The sequence below is a fragment of the Mesorhizobium sp. CA7 genome, assembly GCF_020165015.1.
Lineage (GTDB): Bacteria > Pseudomonadota > Alphaproteobacteria > Rhizobiales > Rhizobiaceae > Mesorhizobium.
The window spans coordinates 232,521-251,618 of sequence record NZ_JAIUHH010000003.1 but is presented as its reverse complement, the minus strand read 5'-3'; the positions used below and the strand labels follow the sequence as shown (position 1 = coordinate 251,618).

Annotated in this window: 15 protein-coding genes; 5 read left to right on the top strand and 10 right to left on the bottom strand. The window is 65.5% G+C overall.

From position 1 onward, the window contains the following. Positions 1–150 precede the first annotated feature (150 nt). Genes LB552_RS08830 through LB552_RS08810 form a run of 5 tightly spaced genes read left to right on the top strand, consistent with a single transcriptional unit; the run spans position 151 to position 4,900 of the window. On the top strand, positions 151–1,035 hold the full coding sequence (locus LB552_RS08830) for a carbohydrate ABC transporter permease (protein WP_224604017.1): 885 nt from the start codon (positions 151–153) through the stop codon (positions 1,033–1,035). After that, entirely contained in the window at positions 1,035–1,880 is an 846-nt protein-coding gene (locus LB552_RS08825; protein WP_224604014.1) for a carbohydrate ABC transporter permease, read from the top strand. Before LB552_RS08830 ends, LB552_RS08825 begins: the two co-directional genes overlap by 1 nt. After that, positions 1,877–2,899 (top strand): SIS domain-containing protein, encoded by a 1,023-nt coding sequence (locus LB552_RS08820; RefSeq protein ID WP_224604706.1) that lies wholly within the window; start codon positions 1,877–1,879, stop codon positions 2,897–2,899. The genes LB552_RS08825 and LB552_RS08820 overlap by 4 nt, the downstream gene beginning before the upstream one ends. Further along, a complete protein-coding gene (locus LB552_RS08815; RefSeq protein WP_095766418.1) occupies positions 2,899–3,837 on the top strand; it encodes a PfkB family carbohydrate kinase in 939 nt (312 codons plus the stop codon). The genes LB552_RS08820 and LB552_RS08815 overlap by 1 nt, the downstream gene beginning before the upstream one ends. Continuing rightward, complete coding sequence (locus LB552_RS08810; RefSeq protein WP_224604013.1) at positions 3,824–4,900, top strand: ABC transporter ATP-binding protein; 1,077 nt, start codon at positions 3,824–3,826, stop codon at positions 4,898–4,900. The genes LB552_RS08815 and LB552_RS08810 overlap by 14 nt, the downstream gene beginning before the upstream one ends. Positions 4,901–4,987: 87 nt before the next feature. Here the strand turns inward: LB552_RS08810 and LB552_RS08805 are convergent, their stop codons facing one another. From LB552_RS08805 to LB552_RS08760, 10 genes are all read right to left on the bottom strand, one after another. Then, on the bottom strand, positions 4,988–6,502 hold the full coding sequence (locus LB552_RS08805) for an aldehyde dehydrogenase family protein (RefSeq protein ID WP_224604011.1): 1,515 nt from the start codon (positions 6,500–6,502) through the stop codon (positions 4,988–4,990). A gap of 179 nt (positions 6,503–6,681) precedes the next feature. Then, on the bottom strand, positions 6,682–7,956 hold the full coding sequence (locus LB552_RS08800) for an RNA polymerase sigma factor (protein WP_224604009.1): 1,275 nt from the start codon (positions 7,954–7,956) through the stop codon (positions 6,682–6,684). Beyond that, the gene (locus LB552_RS08795) at positions 7,953–8,327 is read right to left on the bottom strand and encodes a YciI family protein (protein WP_095766415.1); all 375 of its coding nucleotides are present in this window, start codon (positions 8,325–8,327) and stop codon (positions 7,953–7,955) included. Before LB552_RS08795 ends, LB552_RS08800 begins: the two co-directional genes overlap by 4 nt. Positions 8,328–8,437: 110 nt before the next feature. Then, entirely contained in the window at positions 8,438–9,529 is a 1,092-nt protein-coding gene (locus tag LB552_RS08790; protein WP_224604006.1) for a DNA topoisomerase IB, read from the bottom strand. Positions 9,530–9,592: 63 nt separating this feature from the next. Further along, positions 9,593–10,336, bottom strand: a complete 744-nt coding sequence (locus LB552_RS08785) for a hypothetical protein (protein WP_224604003.1) — start codon at positions 10,334–10,336, stop codon at positions 9,593–9,595. Next, positions 10,333–11,205, bottom strand: coding sequence for a glycosyltransferase family 2 protein (locus LB552_RS08780; protein ID WP_224603988.1), 873 nt, complete (start codon positions 11,203–11,205; stop codon positions 10,333–10,335). The genes LB552_RS08785 and LB552_RS08780 overlap by 4 nt, the downstream gene beginning before the upstream one ends. Beyond that, a complete protein-coding gene (locus LB552_RS08775) occupies positions 11,205–12,140 on the bottom strand; it encodes a glycosyltransferase family 2 protein (protein ID WP_140842015.1) in 936 nt (311 codons plus the stop codon). Before LB552_RS08775 ends, LB552_RS08780 begins: the two co-directional genes overlap by 1 nt. 110 nt (positions 12,141–12,250) lie before the next feature. Then, positions 12,251–13,135, bottom strand: coding sequence for a transglutaminase N-terminal domain-containing protein (locus LB552_RS08770; protein WP_224603986.1), 885 nt, complete (start codon positions 13,133–13,135; stop codon positions 12,251–12,253). A gap of 124 nt (positions 13,136–13,259) precedes the next feature. After that, complete coding sequence (locus LB552_RS08765; protein ID WP_224603984.1) at positions 13,260–15,671, bottom strand: circularly permuted type 2 ATP-grasp protein; 2,412 nt, start codon at positions 15,669–15,671, stop codon at positions 13,260–13,262. Between the two features lie 6 nt (positions 15,672–15,677). Beyond that, entirely contained in the window at positions 15,678–19,028 is a 3,351-nt protein-coding gene (locus LB552_RS08760; protein WP_224603982.1) for a DUF2126 domain-containing protein, read from the bottom strand. Between the last annotated feature and the right edge of the window lie 70 nt (positions 19,029–19,098).

The following is a 19,098-nucleotide window of genomic DNA, read 5'->3' as shown; positions in this document are numbered from 1 at the left end:
GCGCCGCCCGTGCTATTTCTAGAGCAATTCCAGGAAAAGTGTGAAGCGGTTTTCCGTCCGGAATTGCGTCAAAACAAAGAGATAGAGCGGTTCGCCGTTTCCGTGAAACGGTGAACCGCTCTAGCCGGATGACAGGAGAGAGGCGCTCTGATGTCGGGCACCTGGATGACGACGCGCGCGTGGCTGTTGATGCTGCCGCTTCTGATGATCATGGTGGCCGTCATCGGCTGGCCGTTGGTCGATACCGTCAGGCTTTCCTTCACCGACGCCCAGCTGATCGGCACGGCGGGCAACTACGTCGGCTTCGACAACTATACCAAGATGCTGACCAGCTCGAACTTCACCCGCACGCTCTCGACCACCACCTGGTTCGCGGTTATCTCGGTCGCCGCCGAGATGGTGATCGGCGTGCTTGCGGCCCTTCTGCTCAATCAGGAATTCCGCGGCCGCGCCGTGCTGCGCGGGCTGATGATCCTGCCTTGGGCGCTGCCAACCGTCGTCAACGCGACGCTCTGGCGGCTGATCTACAATCCCGAATATGGCGCGCTGAACGCGGCGCTGACGCAGCTCCATATCATAGATGATTACCGCTCCTGGCTAGGCGAGCCGGGAACGGCCCTGGCGGCGCTGATCGTCGCCGACTGCTGGAAGAATTTCCCGCTGGTCGCGCTGATTGCGCTCGCCGCCCTGCAGGCGGTGCCGCGCGACATCACCGCCGCGGCACTTGTCGACGGCGCCGGCCCGCTCAACCGCTTCCGATTCGTCATCCTGCCCTATCTTGCAGGCCCGCTGATGGTGGCGCTGGTGCTGCGCACCATCGAGGCCTTCAAGGTCTTCGACATCATCTGGGTCATGACGCGCGGCGGCCCGGCCAACAGCACGCGCTCGCTGTCGATCCTCGTCTACCAGGAAGCCTTCTCCTTCCAGCGCGCCGGCTCCGGCGCCTCGCTGGCGCTGATCGTCACCCTGCTCGTCACCGTGCTCGCCGTCGCCTATGCGACGCTGGTCAAGAAGACCGCGGGGAGCGCGGCCTGATGGAACGCAAGAGCCCTGTCTTCACCGCTTTCGTCTATGCCTGCGCCATCCTGCTCGCCGCGGTGGTCCTGGCGCCGCTCGCCTGGCTCTTCGTCATGAGCATATCGCCGGCCGCCGACCTCGCCGCCAAGCCGCTGCGCTGGTGGCCGCAGGCGGCCGACTTCTCTCGTTACACGCAGCTTCTATCGAGGGTCGAGAACAGTGCCGGCGCCGCCTTCACCGCATCGCTGCGCAACAGCCTGGAGGTCGCCGGCATGGCGACGCTCGCCGCTGTTGTCCTTGCCGTGCCAGCCGGCTGGGCCGTTTCGCGAACGCCTTCGGTCGGCTGGTCGCTTTCGATGGTGATCGCCACCTACATGCTGCCGCCGGTGGCCCTCTCCGTATCGCTTTACATGGGCCTGTCCTATCTCGGCCTACTCAACAACGTCTTCGGCCTGGCGCTGATCTATCTGACGATCCTCGCGCCCTTCACCACCTGGCTGATGAAATCGGGTTTCGATTCCATCCCGCGCGAGATCGAGGCGGCGGCCATGATCGACGGAGCGGGGCTGCTCCAGACCTGGCGCATCATCACCTTGCCTCTGGCTGCGCCCGTGGTGGCGACATCGGCGCTGTTTGCCGTGCTGCTTGCCTGGGACGAGTTCTTCTACGCCCTGCTCTTCACCTCGGACCAGCGGGCAAAGACGCTGACCGTCGCCATCGCCGATCTCGCCGGCGGCCGCATCTCCGACTACGGACTGATCGCCACCGCCGGCGTGCTTGCGGCCTTGCCGCCGGTGCTGATCGGCCTCGTCATGCAACGCGCGCTGATCTCGGGCCTCACCAGCGGCGGAGTGAAAGGATAATCATGACTGCTCAAGAGAAACGCCCGGCAGGGCTCGTCGCGATCGACCGCGAGATGGCGCGCCAGCATGAGGATGCGCTTGCCTCGTTCGACAGCAATCGAGAAGTAGCTGCCGAGATCGCTGCCTCGATCAACAAGAACGGCAGGCTCCTCCTGCTCGGCATGGGCGCCTCGCATGCCGTCGCCCGCGCTGTCGAGCCGCTCTATCGCGCGCATGGCATCGACGCCATCGCGCTGCCGCTGTCGGAGCAGCTTGGCCAGCCGCTGCCGCTGACCGGCAAGACGGTGATCGTCACCTCTCAATCCGGCGAAAGCGCCGAGGTGCTGCGCTGGTTTGCCGAGACCGGCGATCGCACGGAGACCTTCGGCCTGACGCTCGAGGCCGGCTCGTTCCTTGGCCGCACAGTGCCTTGCCTCGTCGGCGCCGGCGGTAGCGAGCTCGCCTTTGCCGCAACCCGCAGCCTGACCGTGACCTTCGCCCTGCATCTCGCCATCCTGGCTGCGCTAGGCGATGATCCCGCCGGCGCGCTCGCCGGGCTCAAGGCGCCCCAGACGGTCGAGATCGATGCCGCGCTCGCGGCGCTCAGGATGGTCACGACCATCGTCACGTCCGGCCGCAAGCTTCAAGGCGTGGCTGAAGCCCTTGCGCTCGGCTTCACCGAACTGTCGCGCCTGCCTTGTTTCTCGCTCGAAGGGGGTCAGTTGCGCCACGGGCCGATGGAGATGCTGGGTCCAAGCATTGGCGTCGTGCTCTTCCGCGGCAACGACCCGACCGCCGACCTCGTCACCGCCATGGCCACTTCAGTGGTCGAGACCGGGGCCCCGCTGATCGTCTTCGACGCTTCGGGCAAACCGCCGGTCGCAGGCGCCGTCACATTGAGGTTCAAGCCCGCGTCCGGGCTGGCGGCGATCTTTGCCATGCTGCCGGTGGCGCAAAGCCTGATGATCGCCTTCGCCGATTCCCGCGTCGAGAATGCCGGAACGCCGGTGCGCACCACCAAGATCACCAGGAGCGAGTGATGCGGCCGCTCGCGGTGATCGGCAACGTCAACGTCGACCTGATCGTCGGGCCGGTCGCGCCTTGGCCGAAGGCGGGCACGGAGACCGTCGTCGACCACGACGACCTGCGTGTCGGCGGCCAGGCCGGTAACACGGCGCTTGCCTGGCAGGCGCTGGGCATCGATTTCGAGATTGCCGCCAATCTTGGCGACGACCAGTTCGGGCGCTGGCTGCGCGAAGCATTCGGGGGCCGCGCCGCGAGATGGCCGGTCCACACGGAGGGCACGACGCTGTCGGTCGGCATGACCCATCCGGACGGCGAACGCACCTTCTTCACCACCCGCGGTCACCTGCCGCGCTTCAATCTCGACGACGTGCTTTCGGTTCTGGACGGCAAGCGGCTTTCGGGCGGCTACGCGCTGCTTTGCGGCTCCTTCCTGACCGACGACCTCACGCGCCAGTACGATGCTTTTTTCGATTGGGCGGAGGCACACCGCATCGCCGTCGCGCTCGACACCGGCTGGCCGATGGATGGCTGGACGGCGCAAAATTGTGCCGCGGCGCGCGCCTGGCTGTCGCGTTGCGAGCTTGCGCTCTTCAACGAGGTCGAGACGACGACGCTGGCGGGGTTGAAGAATCCCACGGACGCGGCACGCAAGATCCGCGACGGCATGAAAAAAGCCGCGACCGTGGTCGTCAAGCGCGGACCCGAGGGCGCGATCGCTATCGGCCCGGACGGCCAGATCATCGATGCGACCGCGCCACGCGTCAACGTCGTCGACACTATCGGCGCCGGCGATGTCTTCAACGGCGCCTTTCTGGCGGCGCTTGCTCGGGAGCACGCTCTGGCACGTTGCCTTGCAGCGGCTGTTCAGGTGGCATCGCGGGCCATTTCCACCCTGCCCCGCGATTATGGCGGGCCGATTTTCTTCGAGGAAGCCATCCATGAGCGCGCTTGAAATCCGCGATATCCGCAAGAATTACGGCAGCGTCGAAACGCTGAAAGGCATCGACATCGCGCTCGAGAACGGCGAGTTCCTGGTGCTGCTGGGCTCCTCCGGCTGTGGCAAGTCGACCTTGCTCAACATCATCGCTGGTCTTGCCGAGGCGACCAGCGGCGACGTGTTGATCGGCGGCCGGTCCGTGCTTGGCGTGCATCCGAAGAACCGCGACATCGCCATGGTCTTCCAGTCCTACGCGCTCTACCCGAACCTGACGGTGAGCCGCAACATCGGCTTCGGGCTGGAGATGCGCAAGGTTCCCGTCGCCGAGCGCGACAAGGCGGTGCGCGAGGCGGCGAAGCTTTTGCAAATCGAGAACCTGCTCGACCGCAAGCCCGGGCAGCTCTCCGGCGGCCAGCGCCAGCGCGTCGCCATCGGCCGGGCGTTGGTGCGCAAGCCGCAGGTCTTCCTGTTCGACGAACCGCTCTCCAACCTCGACGCCAAGCTGCGGCTCGAGATGCGCACCGAACTGAAGCGCCTGCATGAGATGCTGCGCACCACGGTCGTCTACGTCACCCACGACCAGATCGAGGCGATGACGCTGGCGACCCGCATCGCCGTCATGCGCGACGGTCGTGTCGAGCAGCTCGGCACGCCGGAAGAGATCTACAACCATCCGGCGACGCTCTATGTGGCAGGCTTCGTCGGCGCGCCTGCGATGAACATGCTGGAAGCTTTTGTCGAGGACGGCAAGCTCGCCATTGCCGGCACCGATGCGCGACTGGCACTGCCGGCGCGCTACGCCAACGCAGGCCGCGACGGTGCTCAGGTCATTGTCGGGGTGAGGCCGGAAGCGCTCCGGCTGGGGCCGGGCAGCGGCGCCGATCTGTCACTGCCGGTCGAGATCGACGTCGTCGAACTGACCGGTCCCGAACAGGTCACCACGGCCCGGATCGGTGCGCAGAACTTGACGGCGACCTTGCCGCCGCGCGCCCGCGTCGCCAAGGGTCAGCCATGCGCGTTCGTCTTCGATGCGGACGCGCTCCGCCTCTTCGATCCGGCTACCGGCAAGGCTTTCTGAGCAATCGACCGCCTTCCGCCGGCGTGGCCCGATCGATAGTCGAGCCGGGTCAGCTCGCGGGTGAGGGCTGACCCGTCGCTTCGTCCCTCAATCGATGTCGAACGACACGCCTTGCGCGAGCGGCAGCGCCTTGGAATAGTTCACCGTGTTGGTGGCGCGGCGCATATAAGCCTTCCAGGCGTCCGAGCCGCTCTCGCGGCCGCCGCCGGTCTCCTTCTCGCCGCCGAACGCGCCGCCGATCTCGGCGCCCGAGGTGCCGATATTGACGTTGGCGATGCCGCAATCCGAACCGTCGACGCCAAGGAAACGCTCCGATTCCTGCAGGTCGCGCGTGAAGATCGATGATGACAGGCCGGCGCCCACGGCATTGTGCTGTTCCAGCGCCTCGTCGAAATCGGAGTATTTCATCACGTAGAGGATCGGCGCGAAGGTCTCTTCCGTGACCGGCGAGACCTGGGCAGGCATTTCGACCAGTGCCGGATGCACGTAATAGGCGTCCGGATGGCCGTTCTCGACGCGCGCGCCGCCGGTCACCTTGCCGCCATGCGCTTCAGCCTCCTTCAATGCCTTCTGCATGTTGTCGAAGGCCGCCTTGTCGATCAGCGGACCGACCAGCGCCTTGCCCTCCAGCGGATTGCCGACCGAGACGGTTTCATAAGCCTTCTTCAGCCGCGGCAAGAGCGCATCATAGACGCTGTCATGCACGAACAGGCGCCTCAGCGTGGTACAACGCTGGCCGGCCGTGCCCATGGCGCCGAAGGCAATCGCCCGCAGCGCCATGTCGAGATCGGCGGTGGGCGTGACGATGCCGGCATTGTTGCCGCCGAGCTCAAGCACGGCGCGCGCAAAACGCCTGGCGAGCCTGGGGCCGACCTCGCGGCCCATGCGGGTCGAGCCGGTGGCCGAGACCAGCGGCACCTTCGGATGATCCACCAGCACCTCGCCGGCGGCACGGTCGCCGATCAACACCTGCAGCAGCCCTGCCGGCGCATCAGTGCCGAAACGCTTGGCGGCGCGCTTGAAGATCGCCTCGCAGGCAAGCGCCGTCAGCGGCGTCTTTTCCGACGGTTTCCACACCACCGCGTCGCCGCAGACGAAGGCCAGCGCCGAGTTCCAAGACCAAACGGCAACCGGGAAATTGAAGGCCGAGATCACCCCGACGACGCCGAGCGGATGCCAGGTCTCCATCATGCGGTGTCCGGGGCGCTCGGTGGCGATGGTGAGGCCATAGAGTTGCCGGGAAAGGCCGACGGCGAAATCGCAGATGTCGATCATCTCCTGGACTTCGCCCAGCCCCTCGGACGGGATCTTGCCGACCTCGATCGACACCAGCCGGCCAAGCTCGTCCTTATGCGCGCGCAGCTCCTCGCCGAGCAGGCGCACCAGCTCGCCGCGCTTTGGCCCCGGCACCAGCCGCCAGGCCTGGAAGGCCTTGTGCGCGGCATCGATGGCCTTGCCGGCGTCGGCGGCCGAGATCGACTTCAGCGCCGCGATCTGTTCGCCCGTCACCGGGCTGCGCACGATCAGGTCGCCCCCCGAAAGCGCATCTTTGGCGACGCCCAGTTTCTCAAGAAGTGAAGCGGTTTCCTTCGCTAACGTCATTTTTGTCCCTTTCATATCCCGCCGCTCATGGGACGGGCGTGGAAGCCATGCGCCATGTCCGTGCCGTCGGGCACAGCCGGGCGCTTTCATGGCGTGGCATTACGCGTTTCGGGGGAAAACCGCTACCCCGGCATGGTCCAAGGCCGGATTGCGAAATTGGGCCAGACGGCGAAGCCGGATCAGCGCGCTTTTTGGAAGGAAGACTTCTCAGTGCTTTCCTTGATCAGCCGGTCGATATGCATGCGGATATGCGCCGCCTCGGCCGCGGTGTTGGCCAGGGCGATGGCGCGGTCGAAGGCGATGCGCGCCTCGTCGTTGCGCCCAAGCTGCATCAGCAGCCCGCCCCTCAGCCCAAAGAAGTGGAAATAGCCCGACAGCCGCTCTTCCAGCGGCTCGATCATGGCAAGTGCGGCTTCCGGGCCGCGCACCTTGCTGACCGCGACGGCGCGGTTGAGCGTTACCACCGGCGACGGCTGCATCTGCTCCAGCAGACCATAGAGCAGGTCGATTTCGGTCCAGTCGGTATCCTCGGCCGTCGCCGCCCGCGCATGCAGCGCCGCGATCGCCGCCTGCACCTGATAAGGGCCGGGCTTGCGGTGGCGCAGCGCCTTGTCGACCAGCGCCAAGCCCTCGTCGATCATCTTGCGGCTCCAGAGCGAGCGGTCCTGGTCCTCGAGCAGCACGATCTCGCCGCCTTCGTCGAAACGCGCCGGTGCCCGCGCATGCTGGAGAAGCAGCAGCGCCGTCAGCCCCATGATTTCAGGTTCCTGCTGGAACAGCCTGAGCAGCAGCCGGGCGAGCCGGATCGCCTCCTCGCACAGCGGCACGCGAGCCGGCGCCTCGCCGCCATTGCTCGAATAGCCCTCGTTGAAGATCAGATAGACCATTGCGGAGACTGCGGCGAGCCGCTCCGAGCGCTCAACCGCGCCCGGCGTCTCGAACGGCACGCCGGCATCGGCAATGCGCGCCTTGGCGCGGGTGATGCGCTGTTCCATGGCGCTCTCGCCGACGAGAAAGGCGCGCGCGATCTGCTTGACGGTGAGGCCGGACACGATGCGCAGCGCCACCGCGATCTGCTGCGTCGCCGGCAAATCCGGATGGCAGCAGATGAACAGAAGCCGCAGGATATCGTCGCGATAATGCGCACCGTCCAGCCGCTCGGCCATATCGCCTTCGGCATCCTCGAGATCGGAAATCTGGTCCTCTTCCGGCATCGGCGCCTGCTTGGCGCGCTTGCGCACGGCGTCGATGCCGCTGTTGCGTCCAACGAAGATCAGCCAAGCCGCGGGATCGCGTGGCGGCCCGTTCTTCGGCCAGTTGTTGAGCGCCCTCAGGCACGCGTCCTGGAAAGCCTCTTCCGCGGCGTCGAGGTCGCGGAAGTAGCGCAGCAGCGCGCCCATCGCCTGCGGGCGGGCATTGCTGATCGCGGCGTTTATCCAGGCGAGTTCCGTCATACCGCGACCTTTGTCGGATTGAAGACCGAAACCGGCCGGATCTCGTAGGAACCGCCGCTCGGATTGACTTCGGAAAGCTCGCGCGCGAATTCGACGGCTTCGTCGAGATCGTTGCATTCGAGCGTGTAGAAGCCGAGGAATTGTTCCTTGGTCTCGGCGAACGGACCGTCGAGCACGATCGATTCCCCTTTGACCTTTCGCAGCGTCGTGGCCGCCGTCGTCGGCAACAGGCGCGCCACCGGCCCCAGCCGGCCCGCCTTGGCGTATTTGTCCTGCACGTTGAGGAGCTTTGCCATGACCTCGTCGTCCTGTTCCTTGCTCCAGGAGCAAACGACGTCTTCGGAGGCGTAGCAGAGGATGGCGTAAAGCATGGCAGGTCCTTTCCGTATCAAAGGACGCGACACTAGGACCCTTCCCGACACCAGGTCGATAAAAAAATTTATCGAGGGATCACTGACTTGACGATCTCCGCAACCGCCTGTCAGGCGCCGCGCGCCTGCAGCCATCTGAGCACCAGCGTTTCTTCCTCGTCGAGGCCGGGTATGACGCGCTTGCGCTTATTGGCTTCGGCCATTTCGTCGAGCAGGCGCCCGTTGCTCCACGCCTCGAACACCAGCGGGTGGATGTAGCATTTGCGACAGACGGCACGGGTGTTGCCCAACCGCTCGGCGACCTTGTCGACGATGCTGTTCATCACCCGGTTTTGCTGCGTTTTGCTTTCCGGCAGTTCGGTCTGCGCAAACAGCGAAGCGGCGTGGATGGTGCCGCCCCAGGTGCGGAAATGCCTCGAGCTGAATTCGGCGCCGGAGGCCTCGCGAATATAGCGGTTGACGTCCTCCGAACGCACCGGCCGCCGGTCACCATCCTCATCGAGATATTGGAACAGCTTCTGCCCGGGCAGGTCCTGGGCGCCGCGCACGATCTTGGCGATGCGGCGATCGGCCAGCTTCAGCTTCCATTCCTTGCCCGACTTGCCCTTGAAGGCGAAGCGCAGACTGGAGCCCGTGATCTCGACATGGCGGTCGCGCAGCGTGGTCAGTCCGAAACTCTTGTTGTCGCGCGCATAGGCTGCGTTGCCGATCCGGATCATGGTGTTGTCGAGCAACCAGACCACCGAGGCGACGACGCGCTCCATCGGCAGCCCGTGGCGGCGCAGATCGGCATCGATCTGCCGCCTGAGGGCAGGCAGGCTTTGCGCGAAGGCGACGAGGCTGGAATATTTGACGCCGTCGCGTTCCTCGGTCCATTGCGGGTGATAGCGGTACTGCTTGCGGCCCCGCTGATCCCGGCCTGTTGCCTGGATGTGGCCGCCCGGATCGGGTGATATCCATACATCCGTCCAGGCCGGCGGAATGACGATCGCCTTGATGCGGGCAAGTGTCTCCGCGCTGACCTTGCGCCCGTTCGGACCGACATAGGAAAATCCCTTGCCTTTTCTCAATCGTCGGACGCCGGGATCGGTGTCACTGACATAGCTGAGAGACGCGCGCTCGGCCGAATCCTGCGCACCGTCTTTCCGGCTTCGGTCCTCGCCTGCCGGCCGGTCGACGCAGGATCGCGATTGTTGCAGCATGATGGCTCCACGGAAGTTCCCGTAGATAAGGCGCGTAACCGGTGGCTGGTTCCGAAACAGCTTTCAGTCCCGCCGCTTGGCGGAGAGATCCGCCATCCAGAGCCCGCCGTCGTCGGCATGAGCGGGAACGTACTCTCGCCCGGCCGGCACGGCCTCGAGAACCATTCCCGACTCGTCCGCCAGATAGTCGTAGCCGATCTGCTGCAGCCGGCGATCCGGATCGAGGCGATTGTAGAGGTCGCGACGTGCCGCCCGCCGCTTTGGCTCGATCATCTTCAAATGATAAAGATTGAGACCGCTATCCTCGAGCCTGAAGCCGATATCGTCGGGAAACCAGGCGCCGTGCAGATCTTTCGATCGATAACGGTCAGGGGGATAGGCGGCAAAAAGCCTGTGCTGCATCTTCTGGCCCCAGCGGCCGTCGATCCTGTAGCTGGCCGGCGTATACAGTTCCCGACAGCGGAACCCCCAGGCGATGCGCCTGGACCCGCTGGTCAGCCGGCCGATCCGGCCGGCAACGGCTTGTTCCAGCCTTTCATCAGGATCCATGGCCAGAACCCAATCGGCGCCGGCTTCATGGGCCGCGGCGATAAGCGCACGCCGCCTCTGCGGCTCGCTGCTGAAAAGCCCCTCCGAGGCGCGGTCGTCATAGGCGATCCAGCCGTCGACGACGGGGGCGAGGTTGGCGATAAGGTCGGGCACGAGATGCTGATCGTAGCGATAGCTGAAGACGGCGACGATTTTGCGCTGTGACCAAAACCATCGGCCGCGCCGCCGACGCGGCGGCTTCATCTCGATGGTGATCATCGCCGGTCCTCCGTCGTGTCGCCATGCCGGGCGCCGGCGGACGCCCCCAGCGATTTGGCGAACAATGCCAGCCACACGATCGGCAGCGACAGCCTTGCGAAGGTCCTGTCCTTGCCGGACAACCCCTCCTTGATCAGCTTGCCGACATTGCGCCGATCGCGGAACACCTTTCGGAACGGACGCATGGGTTTTCCGGTGTCGAGGGACCGGAGATAGGCGCCATAGCGGCGCCCGCGGCGATACTGGTCGGCAAGCAAGCCGGACAAGCTCATCTCGTTGCGGTGAACGGTCAGGACCCTCGGTTCCCAGACCGGCCGCAGAGCCTCCGGCAGTCTGGCCATGAATTCGGTATCTTCTCCGGACTTCAGCCCCTCGTCGAACGCTCCATATCGCTCGAACAACTTCCGGTCGAACGAAACGCCGTAGCACTGCGCCTTCCCGGCCGGGAGACCGGGCAGGCGTCGCATATAGGTGACGAGATGCGCTGCACAGGCGACCAGATTGCGCGGATGGCTGTTGAGGACGGCGCTCGCCACAGCCGCGGCGCCCTCCCGGTGACGCTGCAGCCGGATTTCGGCCCATTGCGGACAGGCCAGGCAGTCATCCGCGAGAAAGGCGATGAACGGAGCCTGCGTTGCAGCGATGCCGCGATTTCGCGCGGCCCCGGCAAACAACCGCTCCTCGACATCGATGACAGTTACGCCGATGCCGCAATCGGCAAGCAGCGCCATGGCGTTGCCGCCGCCGGAATTCACCACCACGATCTCGAGCGGAACATTCTGGTCGAGCACCGACCTTACCGCAGCCGCCAGTGAGGCGGGTGCCCGCAAACCAATCACCACGACCGCGAGATCCGGCCTTGCGGCCATCAGGCGCGTTGCAATTGGGCGGCCGGCGCCGAGAACCGGCGCCGCAACGCGATCTTCAGCCGATAGCGCATGCACCGCCAGACAGCCGCGCCCGTCCGTGGCGCAGCTTCGGCCACGCTGAGGAATCTTCCCGCCACGTCGAAATCGCCGCGCGCATAATGAACGCGCGCGATCTTCAAGGCGACGAGGCCTTCCCTGGTCTTGAGCGACCGCTCCGCGATGCCGCAGGACCGGAGCCGGCGCAGCGCCAGGCGCCATTCGAGAAAGCAAGCGGCGGGCCTGATCGTGAAACGATCGTCGGAACGCTCCGCCGAGACGAAATAGATGAAGATCGGTCGTGTCAGGACCGCAAGCGAGGCTTTGGCCATCAGGCGCGCCCAAAACAGCGTGTCCTCGTCATAGGCGAGCCCGGTGGGGAACTTCGTGTCGCCGACAATCCGCCGCGACACCAGCGCGCTGCCGACTGCGATCGACCGTATCCGCCCTTCGAGATAGGCGCAGGCATTGGCCGGTCCGCTCGTCGTGTAGCCGCCCGGCAGCTTGGTCGACCGCTCCTCGCCGCCGACCTGTCGGCGATAGGCGCCGACCACCATGTCCGCTCCTCGATCCCCTGCGGCCTTGGCCAGCAGTGCGCGCAGGCCGCCTTCCAGATGAATATCGTCGGCATCGATCAGATAGATCCAGGGAAAGCGGGCCTGCTCCAGAGCCAGATTCCTGGAGCCGCCGGCGTCACGGCAGCTCGAATTGACGACGCGCAACGGCAACCCGCACCGTAACGACAAATCCGAGGCGACGGCCGCGGTGGCGTCGGACGACGAATCGTCAACCAGCAGCACCTCGCCGATAACTTCTTTTTCCGAAACCAGTGAAGCGAGCGTCCGGGCAATCGTCCGAGCCGCATCATGTGCTGGTATGATGACGCTTACCGCTTCCAAATCCGTCTCCGCGCGCCATGCCCACGCAGGCGCGCGCCCCCGTCAATCCCGTGCCCAGGATACCGACGGCAGGCGTATTTGAGAAGCGCCCACGGGCAATCGGGTTGTCGTTACACCTTTTCGACGACGACCGGAATGACGTCGACCGCTTGCTCGCCGACCTGGCCGCCGGTGGTCTTCAACACGCCGACGATCGGCGCGACGTCGGAATAGTCGCGGCCGTAGCCGACCGTGATATGGTCGTTGCTCGCCCTTATGCCGTTGGTCGGGTCGAACTCCTGCCAGCCGGCATCGCGTCCGCACCAGGCCTTGACCCAGGCATGCATGGCATCGGCGCCCTCGAGCCGAGGCTTGCCCTTGGGCGGGATCGTGCGCAAAAAGCCGCTGACATAACCGGCGGGAATGCCAAGCCCGCGCAGGCCGGCGATCATGATATGCGAGAAATCCTGGCAGACGCCGCGTTTCAGCGCGAAGGCGTCGCTTGCCCGCGTCTGCACCGTGGTTGCCTTGCCGTCATAGGTGAAATCGCGATGGATGCGGTTGCAGAGATCGGCCGCCGTTGCCACCGCCGAGCCGGCCAGGCTTTCCCGCGCATAGGCCGTGATCGCCGCTTCGATGCCGGCATGGTCGCTGGCGGCGAGGAAATGATGCGGCGCGGACGGCAATAGCGAGCGTACCAGATCGAGCTCCGACCTCAGCCCGCTTATATCGGGCGAGACATCGAGACCTGGCTCGGGCCGCGAGACAGACACGCGCGCGCTCATGCGGATGTCGAGCGTCTCATGCGCGTCGCGAAAAGCGATCGAGGTGACGTTGTTCCCGAAGAAATCGGAAAAATCGGCACGCTCGGCCGGCGACGGCTGGAACGACAGCGAGGCGGCGATCACGCGCTGCACTCCGGCGATCGTCTGCGGCATGACGCGCACCTGGTGCCGTCCGCCACCGGCGGCAGCGGCGTAATCGTAATGCAAATGGAGTTTGATGTCGTAGAGCATTAGGGCAATTCCAGCAAAAAGGCGCAGCGGTTGGGCTCGGCGGCTTCGCCGTAGCCTTGCGTCCGGAATTGCGCAAAAACAGAGAGATAGAGCATTGAAGGCGATCCCTTTCGCTGGAAACGCTCTAACCGAAATAGGCCTTGGAGAGGCTGTTGTAGAGATCGCCTATCTGGCCGGCGAGGTCGTCGAGCGCCTTGGCGCTCATGTCCGACGGCTCCATGACGGCTATTGCCGTGTTGAGCCGCAGTATCTCCTTGGCGGCGGGTGACATGTGCCCCTCGCCGCCGATCGAAGGCAGCATGCCGATCTCGGCCTTCAGCCGCTCGAGCTGGAACAGGATCGAGCGAGGATTGAGCGGGTCGAGCGCAAGCAGGTCGATCACCGTGCGCCGCCCGGCCTGCACCGGATATTGCCGGCGATGGGTCATGACGCTGTCGCCGATCTCCAGCATCATGTCCAGCGCCCCTTCCGGCGCCTCATTCCTTGTCAGCTGGCTGAGCGTGCGCGCGATCTGGATGCCGCGTTCCAGCCTGCGGCCGATCTCCAGGAAGCGCCAACCGGTGAAGCGGTACATGTTCTCGTGCAGCAGGCCGGAAAAGCCGGCAAGCTTGCGCAGCATCACCGTCATCGCACGCGTCGCGTCGTCTCCGGGCGCGACCGTCTCCGCGAATTTGTGGATGGTCTTGGACAGATCCTTCAGCGCCAGCCAGCCATCGGGAGAGAAGCGGTCGCGAATCTGGCCGGCGCTGTAGACCGCGCTGTCCAAAGTGCCGATCAACCCCGGTGGTATCGCCGTTTCGACGTCGATGCCGAACGGTTCCAGATAGTCCCTGATATCGGCAAGCAGCGGCATATCCGGATCGGACGTCTCGGCAAGCCGCACGTGATAGGCGCGCAGCACGCGCACCGTGTCTTCGGAGCGCTCGATATAACGTCCGAGCCAGGTCAGGTTCTCGGCCGCGCGGCTGGGCAGGCTGCCCGGCATGGTGCGAGTGAAGCCGTCGTGCTCCTGCGGCAACAATGTCTCGCGCTCGACCGGCCTGTCGCTGACCACCCAGACATCCGCCGCCTGGCCGCCGCGCTGCATGGCAATCGCCGTCGGGTCGAGCGAAAAGCCGACACGGGCGAAGCCGCCGGGCATCACCGTCCAGCCTTCCGGCGTGCGCGCCAGATAGACGCGCAGGCTGGCAGGCCGCGGCTCCAGCAAGCCGTCGACGAACACCGGCGTGGTCGACAGCGTCACGGCTTCCTGGCCGACGAAGCCGGCGCCGTCCGCCTCGATCCGCGCGATGAGTTCGGCCCGCTCGCCGGCCGAAAGGGACGATCCGAGCCGGGTCGCGCCATCGTCCTCGAAGGCAAGCCGGGTCGAGAGCGCCGGGCCGACCACCATGCGGTCGATATTGGCCAGCACATGCGCGCGCTCCGCCTCTTGCCCGCACCACCAGGTGGCGATGCTCGGCAGCTTGAGATCGTCACCTTGCAGTTCTCGCGCGATCTTGGGCAGGAACGACAGCAATGCCCGCGTCTCCATCAGGCCCGAACCCAGCGCATTGACGGCCGAAACGGAGCCGCGCCGGATTGCCTCGACCAATCCCGGTGTGCCGATCTGCGAGTCCGGCCTGAGCTCCAGCGGATCGGCGAAAGCGGCATCGAGCCTCCGCCACAGGACGCCGATCGGCATCAGGCCGGAAACGGTTCGCACCATCAGCCTGCCGCCGGAAACGGTCAGGTCCTCGCCCTCGAGCAGCATGATGCCCAGATAGCGGGCGATATAGGCGTGCTCGTAATAGGTTTCGTTGAGCGGTCCCGGCGTCAGGATAGCGACGCGGCCGCCCGACTCCCTTGCCATAGCGTTCAGCGCGTCGCGGAAGCGGCGGAAAAAGCCGGCAAGCCGATGCACATGCATCTCGCCATAGATATCCGACAGCGCGCGCGTTGTGGCGACGCGGTTCTCCAGCGCGAAGCCTGCGCCCGACGGCGCCTGGGTGCGATCGCCCAGCACCCACCAGCGGCCGTCCGGGCCACGGCCGAGCTCGAAGGCGACCATATGCAGAAAATGCCCGTTGGCCGGCCGGACGCCGGCTATCGGGCGCAGATATTCCGGGCTGGCTGCAATCAGGCCGGCCGGCAGAATGCCTTTCTCGACCAACCGGTTCGGCCCGTAAATGTCGGACAGGATCGCCTCGAACAGGTCGGCGCGCTGGACGAGGCCGGCGCTGATCTCGGCCCATTCCTTCTCGTCGATCAGCAGCGGGACATGCGCGAGCGGCCACTCCCGCTCATTGGCGCCAGCCTGCTCATAGACACGGTAATAGACGCCGGCATCGCGCAGATACTGGTCGGCGCGGGCAAACCGTTGCCCGAGCCGATCCGCCCCGAGATCGTCGAGCGCGTCGATAAAGGAGCGCCAGGCCGGGCGCGGGCTGCCGGCCGCGTCGACCATCTCGTCGACGACGCCTTCGATCGGTCGGTAGCGTTCCAGCAGGCTCGGCGCCCGCGGCCTGCCGCCCGCCCGTCTCTGATTCCCCTTGGCCATTGTCGATCAGAATCTCGCCGGCTGCCTGAGGTCAAGGGTCATGGGGAACTCTTCAGCAGCTTCTTCGTCACGCAGCACATAGCCGCCCGGCGTGTGGCCGCGCGGTTCGAACCGGGCAAGCCGTCGCGCCTCGGCCTCGTTGCCGTTGACTGGGAAGGTGTCGTAGTTGCGGCCACCCGGATGCGCGACATGGTAGACGCAGCCGCCGACCGAGCGGCCCGACCAGCGGTCATAGATGTCGAAGACCAGCGGCGTGTTGACCGGCAGCGCCGGATGCAGGCCCGACGCCGGCTGCCAGGCCTTGAAGCGAACGCCGGCCACCGCGACCTCGCGATTGTCGGTGACCTTCATCGGCACGAGGCGGCCGTTGCAGACGATGGCGTGACGCTCCGGATTGAGGCCTTCGGTTCGCACCTGCAGCCGCTCGACCGAGGAATCGACGAAGCGGACCGTGCCGCCGATAGCGCCCTGCTCGCCCATCACATGCCACGGCTCTAGCGCCTGCCTCAACTCCAGCTTGACGCCGGCATGTTGGACCTCGCCGCAGAACGGGAAACGGAATTCGAGCTGGGCCGCGAACCATTCGGGGCGGAAATCGAAGCCGTCGAGCTTCAGATCCTCCAGCACGTCGAGGAAATCCGCCCAGACGTAGTGCGGCAGCATGAAACGGTCGTGCAGCGAGGTGCCCCAGCGCACGAAGCGTCCGTCGAGCGGGTTCCTCCAGGCGCGGGCGACGATCGCGCGGACCAGCAATTGCTGTGCGAGGCTCATGCGCGCATTGGGCGGCATCTCGAAGCCGCGGAACTCAACCAGCCCGAGCCGGCCGGTCGGGCCATCCGGCGAGAACAGTTTGTCGATGCAGATTTCGGAACGGTGCGTATTGCCGGTCACGTCGGTCAAGAGATTGCGGAACAGCCGGTCGACCAGCCACGGCAAGGGCGCCTCGCCCTTCTCGGGATGCGGCACCTGCGCCAGCGCGATCTCGAGCTCATAGAGCGAATCGTGCCGCGCCTCGTCGATGCGCGGCGCCTGGCTGGTCGGGCCGATGAACAGGCCCGAAAACAGGTAGGACAGGGACGGATGCCGCTGCCATTGCAGCACCAGGCTCTTCAGAAGGTCTGGCCGGCGCAGGAACGGGCTGTCATTGGGCGTCGCGCCACCGACCACGACATGATTGCCGCCGCCGGTGCCGGTGTGGCGGCCGTCGATCATGAACTTGTCGGTGCCGAGCCGCGATTGCCGCGCTTCCTCGTAGATAGCCGTGGTGGTGGCAACGCATTCCTGCCAGTTGGCGGCCGGATGGATGTTCACCTCGATGACGCCGGGATCGGGCGCGACGCGGATGACGTTGAGGCGCGGGTCGTGCGGCGGAGCATAGCCCTCGATATGCACCGGCAACCCGATGGCCTTGGCAGCATTTTCCGCCGCCGCCACCAGTTCGAGATAATCCTCCAGCGCCTCGACCGGCGGCATGAACACGCAGAGCCTGCCGTCGCGCGGCTCGACGGTGAGTGCGGTCCGCACCGCGCCGCCGATCTCGGTCAGTCGCTGCTCGACCCGGTCCTGCTGGGCCGTGGCGGCAGTGAAGGAGGCCTCAGCCTGCTGACGCGCCATCTCGTTCGCACCGCCGGCCGGAGCTTCCGGCAGGATTTCGGCGCGCGCAGGCAGCGGGCCACGTGGCACTGAGGGGTCGACAGGCACGATGTAAGGGAATTGCGCCGGCGGAACATAGGGCAACGTACCGAGCGGCAAGCGGTAGCCGACTGGAGAGTCGCCCGGCACTAGAAACAGGCGCCCGCGCCTGGTCTTCCATTTTTCCGAGCGCCAGCGCTGTCCAGCGGCCTGGCTGTTCCAGCGCTGCACCGGCAGCACATAGCCTGACGGCTTGGTCAGGCCGCGCTCGAAGACGCGCGCCATGCGGCTGCGCTCTTCCGGGTCCTCCAGCTTCGAATTGGACGGATCGACATTGTCCGGCAGCTTGCCTTCCTTGAGCAGCCACTCGCCCGGATCCTCATAGGCCTCGCCGACCATCGCCTTGTCGATGCCGAGCTCGCCGGCGATCGCCGTGAGCAGGCTTTCGGCCTGTTCGGGTCCGATGGCGGCGCTGCTCGTCTCGCGCGCGATCAGCGACGGATCGCGCCAGATCGGCTCGCCATCGGTGCGCCAGTAGAGCGAAAAGGTCCAGCGTGGCAGGCTCTCGCCCGGATACCACTTGCCCTGGCCGTAATGCAGGAAGCCGCCCGGCGCAAAGCGCTCGCGCAGCCGGCGGATGAGCTGGTCCGCCTTGTCGCGTTTGGTCGGACCGACGGCCGCCGTGTTCCATTCCGCGGATTCGAAATCGTCGATCGACACGAACGTCGGCTCGCCGCCCATGGTGAGCCGCACGTCGCCGTCTTTCAGCACCGCGTCGACCTTTTCGCCCAGTCGATCGAGCGCCTCCCAGCTTTCGTCCGAAAATGGCTTGGTGATGCGCGGATGCTCGGCGATGCGGTCGACCCGCATGTCGAAGTTGAAATCGACATTGGCGAAGCTCGCCATGCCTGAGATCGGCGCGGCATTGCGGAAATGCGGCGTCGCGGCAAGCGGCACATGGCTTTCGCCGGTGAGCAGGCCGGAGGTCGGGTCGAAGCCGATCCAGCCGGCGCCCGGAATATAGACCTCGCACCAGGCATGCAGGTCGGTGAAGTCGACAGCGGTCCCCGGCGGTCCGTCGAGCGAGACGAGATCCGGCTTCAACTGGATCAGATAGCCGGAGACGAAGCGCGCGGCTACGCCCAGATTGCGCAGGATCTGCACCAAGAGCCAGCTCGAATCCCGGCACGAGCCCTTGCCGGCGGCCAATGTCTCCTCGGGCGAATAAACACCCGTCTCCATGCGCACGATATAGGCGATCTCGCGCTGCAGCCTTGCATTGAGGCCGACCAGGAAATTGACGGTATTTGTCGGGCTGCGGTCGATCGTCCGAAGGAATGCCGTCAACAGCGGCCCGGCCGGCTCCGGCGCGCGGTAGATGGCGAGGTCTTCCCTGATCTCCTCCGGATAGTCGAAAGGGAAAATCTCGGCGCTTTCCTCAACGAAGAAGTCGAATGGGTTATAGACCGTCATGTCGGCGACGAGGTCGACCTCGATCTTCAATTCCGTCACCGGCTCCGGGAAGACGAAGCGGGCGAGGAAGTTGCCGTAGGGATCCTGCTGCAGGTTGACGAAGTGGTTTGCCGGCTCGACCTTCAGCGAATGGCTGAGCACCTTGGTGCGCGAGTGCGGCGCTGGCTGCAGCCTGATCACCTGGGGACCGAGTACCACCGGCCGGTCATATTTGTAATGGGTCAGGTGATGAACGGCTGCCTGAATTGCCATGGTGCCCCGGAGTTCGGCGTTTCAATTCGCCGAACCCTGACATAGATGCTGGCCATTCTCCAAGCAGAGA

Excerpts from the sequence above, each read along its gene's own strand:
- LB552_RS08830 (WP_224604017.1), top strand. The coding sequence starts at position 151 with ATGTCGGGCACCTGGATGACGACGCGCGCGTGGCTGTTGATGCTGCCG.
- LB552_RS08825 (WP_224604014.1), top strand. The coding sequence starts at position 1,035 with ATGGAACGCAAGAGCCCTGTCTTCACCGCTTTCGTCTATGCCTGCGCC.
- LB552_RS08815 (WP_095766418.1), top strand. The coding sequence starts at position 2,899 with ATGCGGCCGCTCGCGGTGATCGGCAACGTCAACGTCGACCTGATCGTC.
- LB552_RS08810 (WP_224604013.1), top strand. The coding sequence starts at position 3,824 with ATGAGCGCGCTTGAAATCCGCGATATCCGCAAGAATTACGGCAGCGTC.
- LB552_RS08805 (WP_224604011.1), bottom strand. The coding sequence starts at position 6,502 with ATGACGTTAGCGAAGGAAACCGCTTCACTTCTTGAGAAACTGGGCGTC.
- LB552_RS08800 (WP_224604009.1), bottom strand. The coding sequence starts at position 7,956 with ATGACGGAACTCGCCTGGATAAACGCCGCGATCAGCAATGCCCGCCCG.
- LB552_RS08795 (WP_095766415.1), bottom strand. The coding sequence starts at position 8,327 with ATGCTTTACGCCATCCTCTGCTACGCCTCCGAAGACGTCGTTTGCTCC.
- LB552_RS08790 (WP_224604006.1), bottom strand. The coding sequence starts at position 9,529 with ATGCTGCAACAATCGCGATCCTGCGTCGACCGGCCGGCAGGCGAGGAC.
- LB552_RS08785 (WP_224604003.1), bottom strand. The coding sequence starts at position 10,336 with ATGATCACCATCGAGATGAAGCCGCCGCGTCGGCGGCGCGGCCGATGG.
- LB552_RS08780 (WP_224603988.1), bottom strand. The coding sequence starts at position 11,205 with ATGGCCGCAAGGCCGGATCTCGCGGTCGTGGTGATTGGTTTGCGGGCA.
- LB552_RS08770 (WP_224603986.1), bottom strand. The coding sequence starts at position 13,135 with ATGCTCTACGACATCAAACTCCATTTGCATTACGATTACGCCGCTGCC.
- LB552_RS08765 (WP_224603984.1), bottom strand. The coding sequence starts at position 15,671 with ATGGCCAAGGGGAATCAGAGACGGGCGGGCGGCAGGCCGCGGGCGCCG.
- LB552_RS08760 (WP_224603982.1), bottom strand. The coding sequence starts at position 19,028 with ATGGCAATTCAGGCAGCCGTTCATCACCTGACCCATTACAAATATGAC.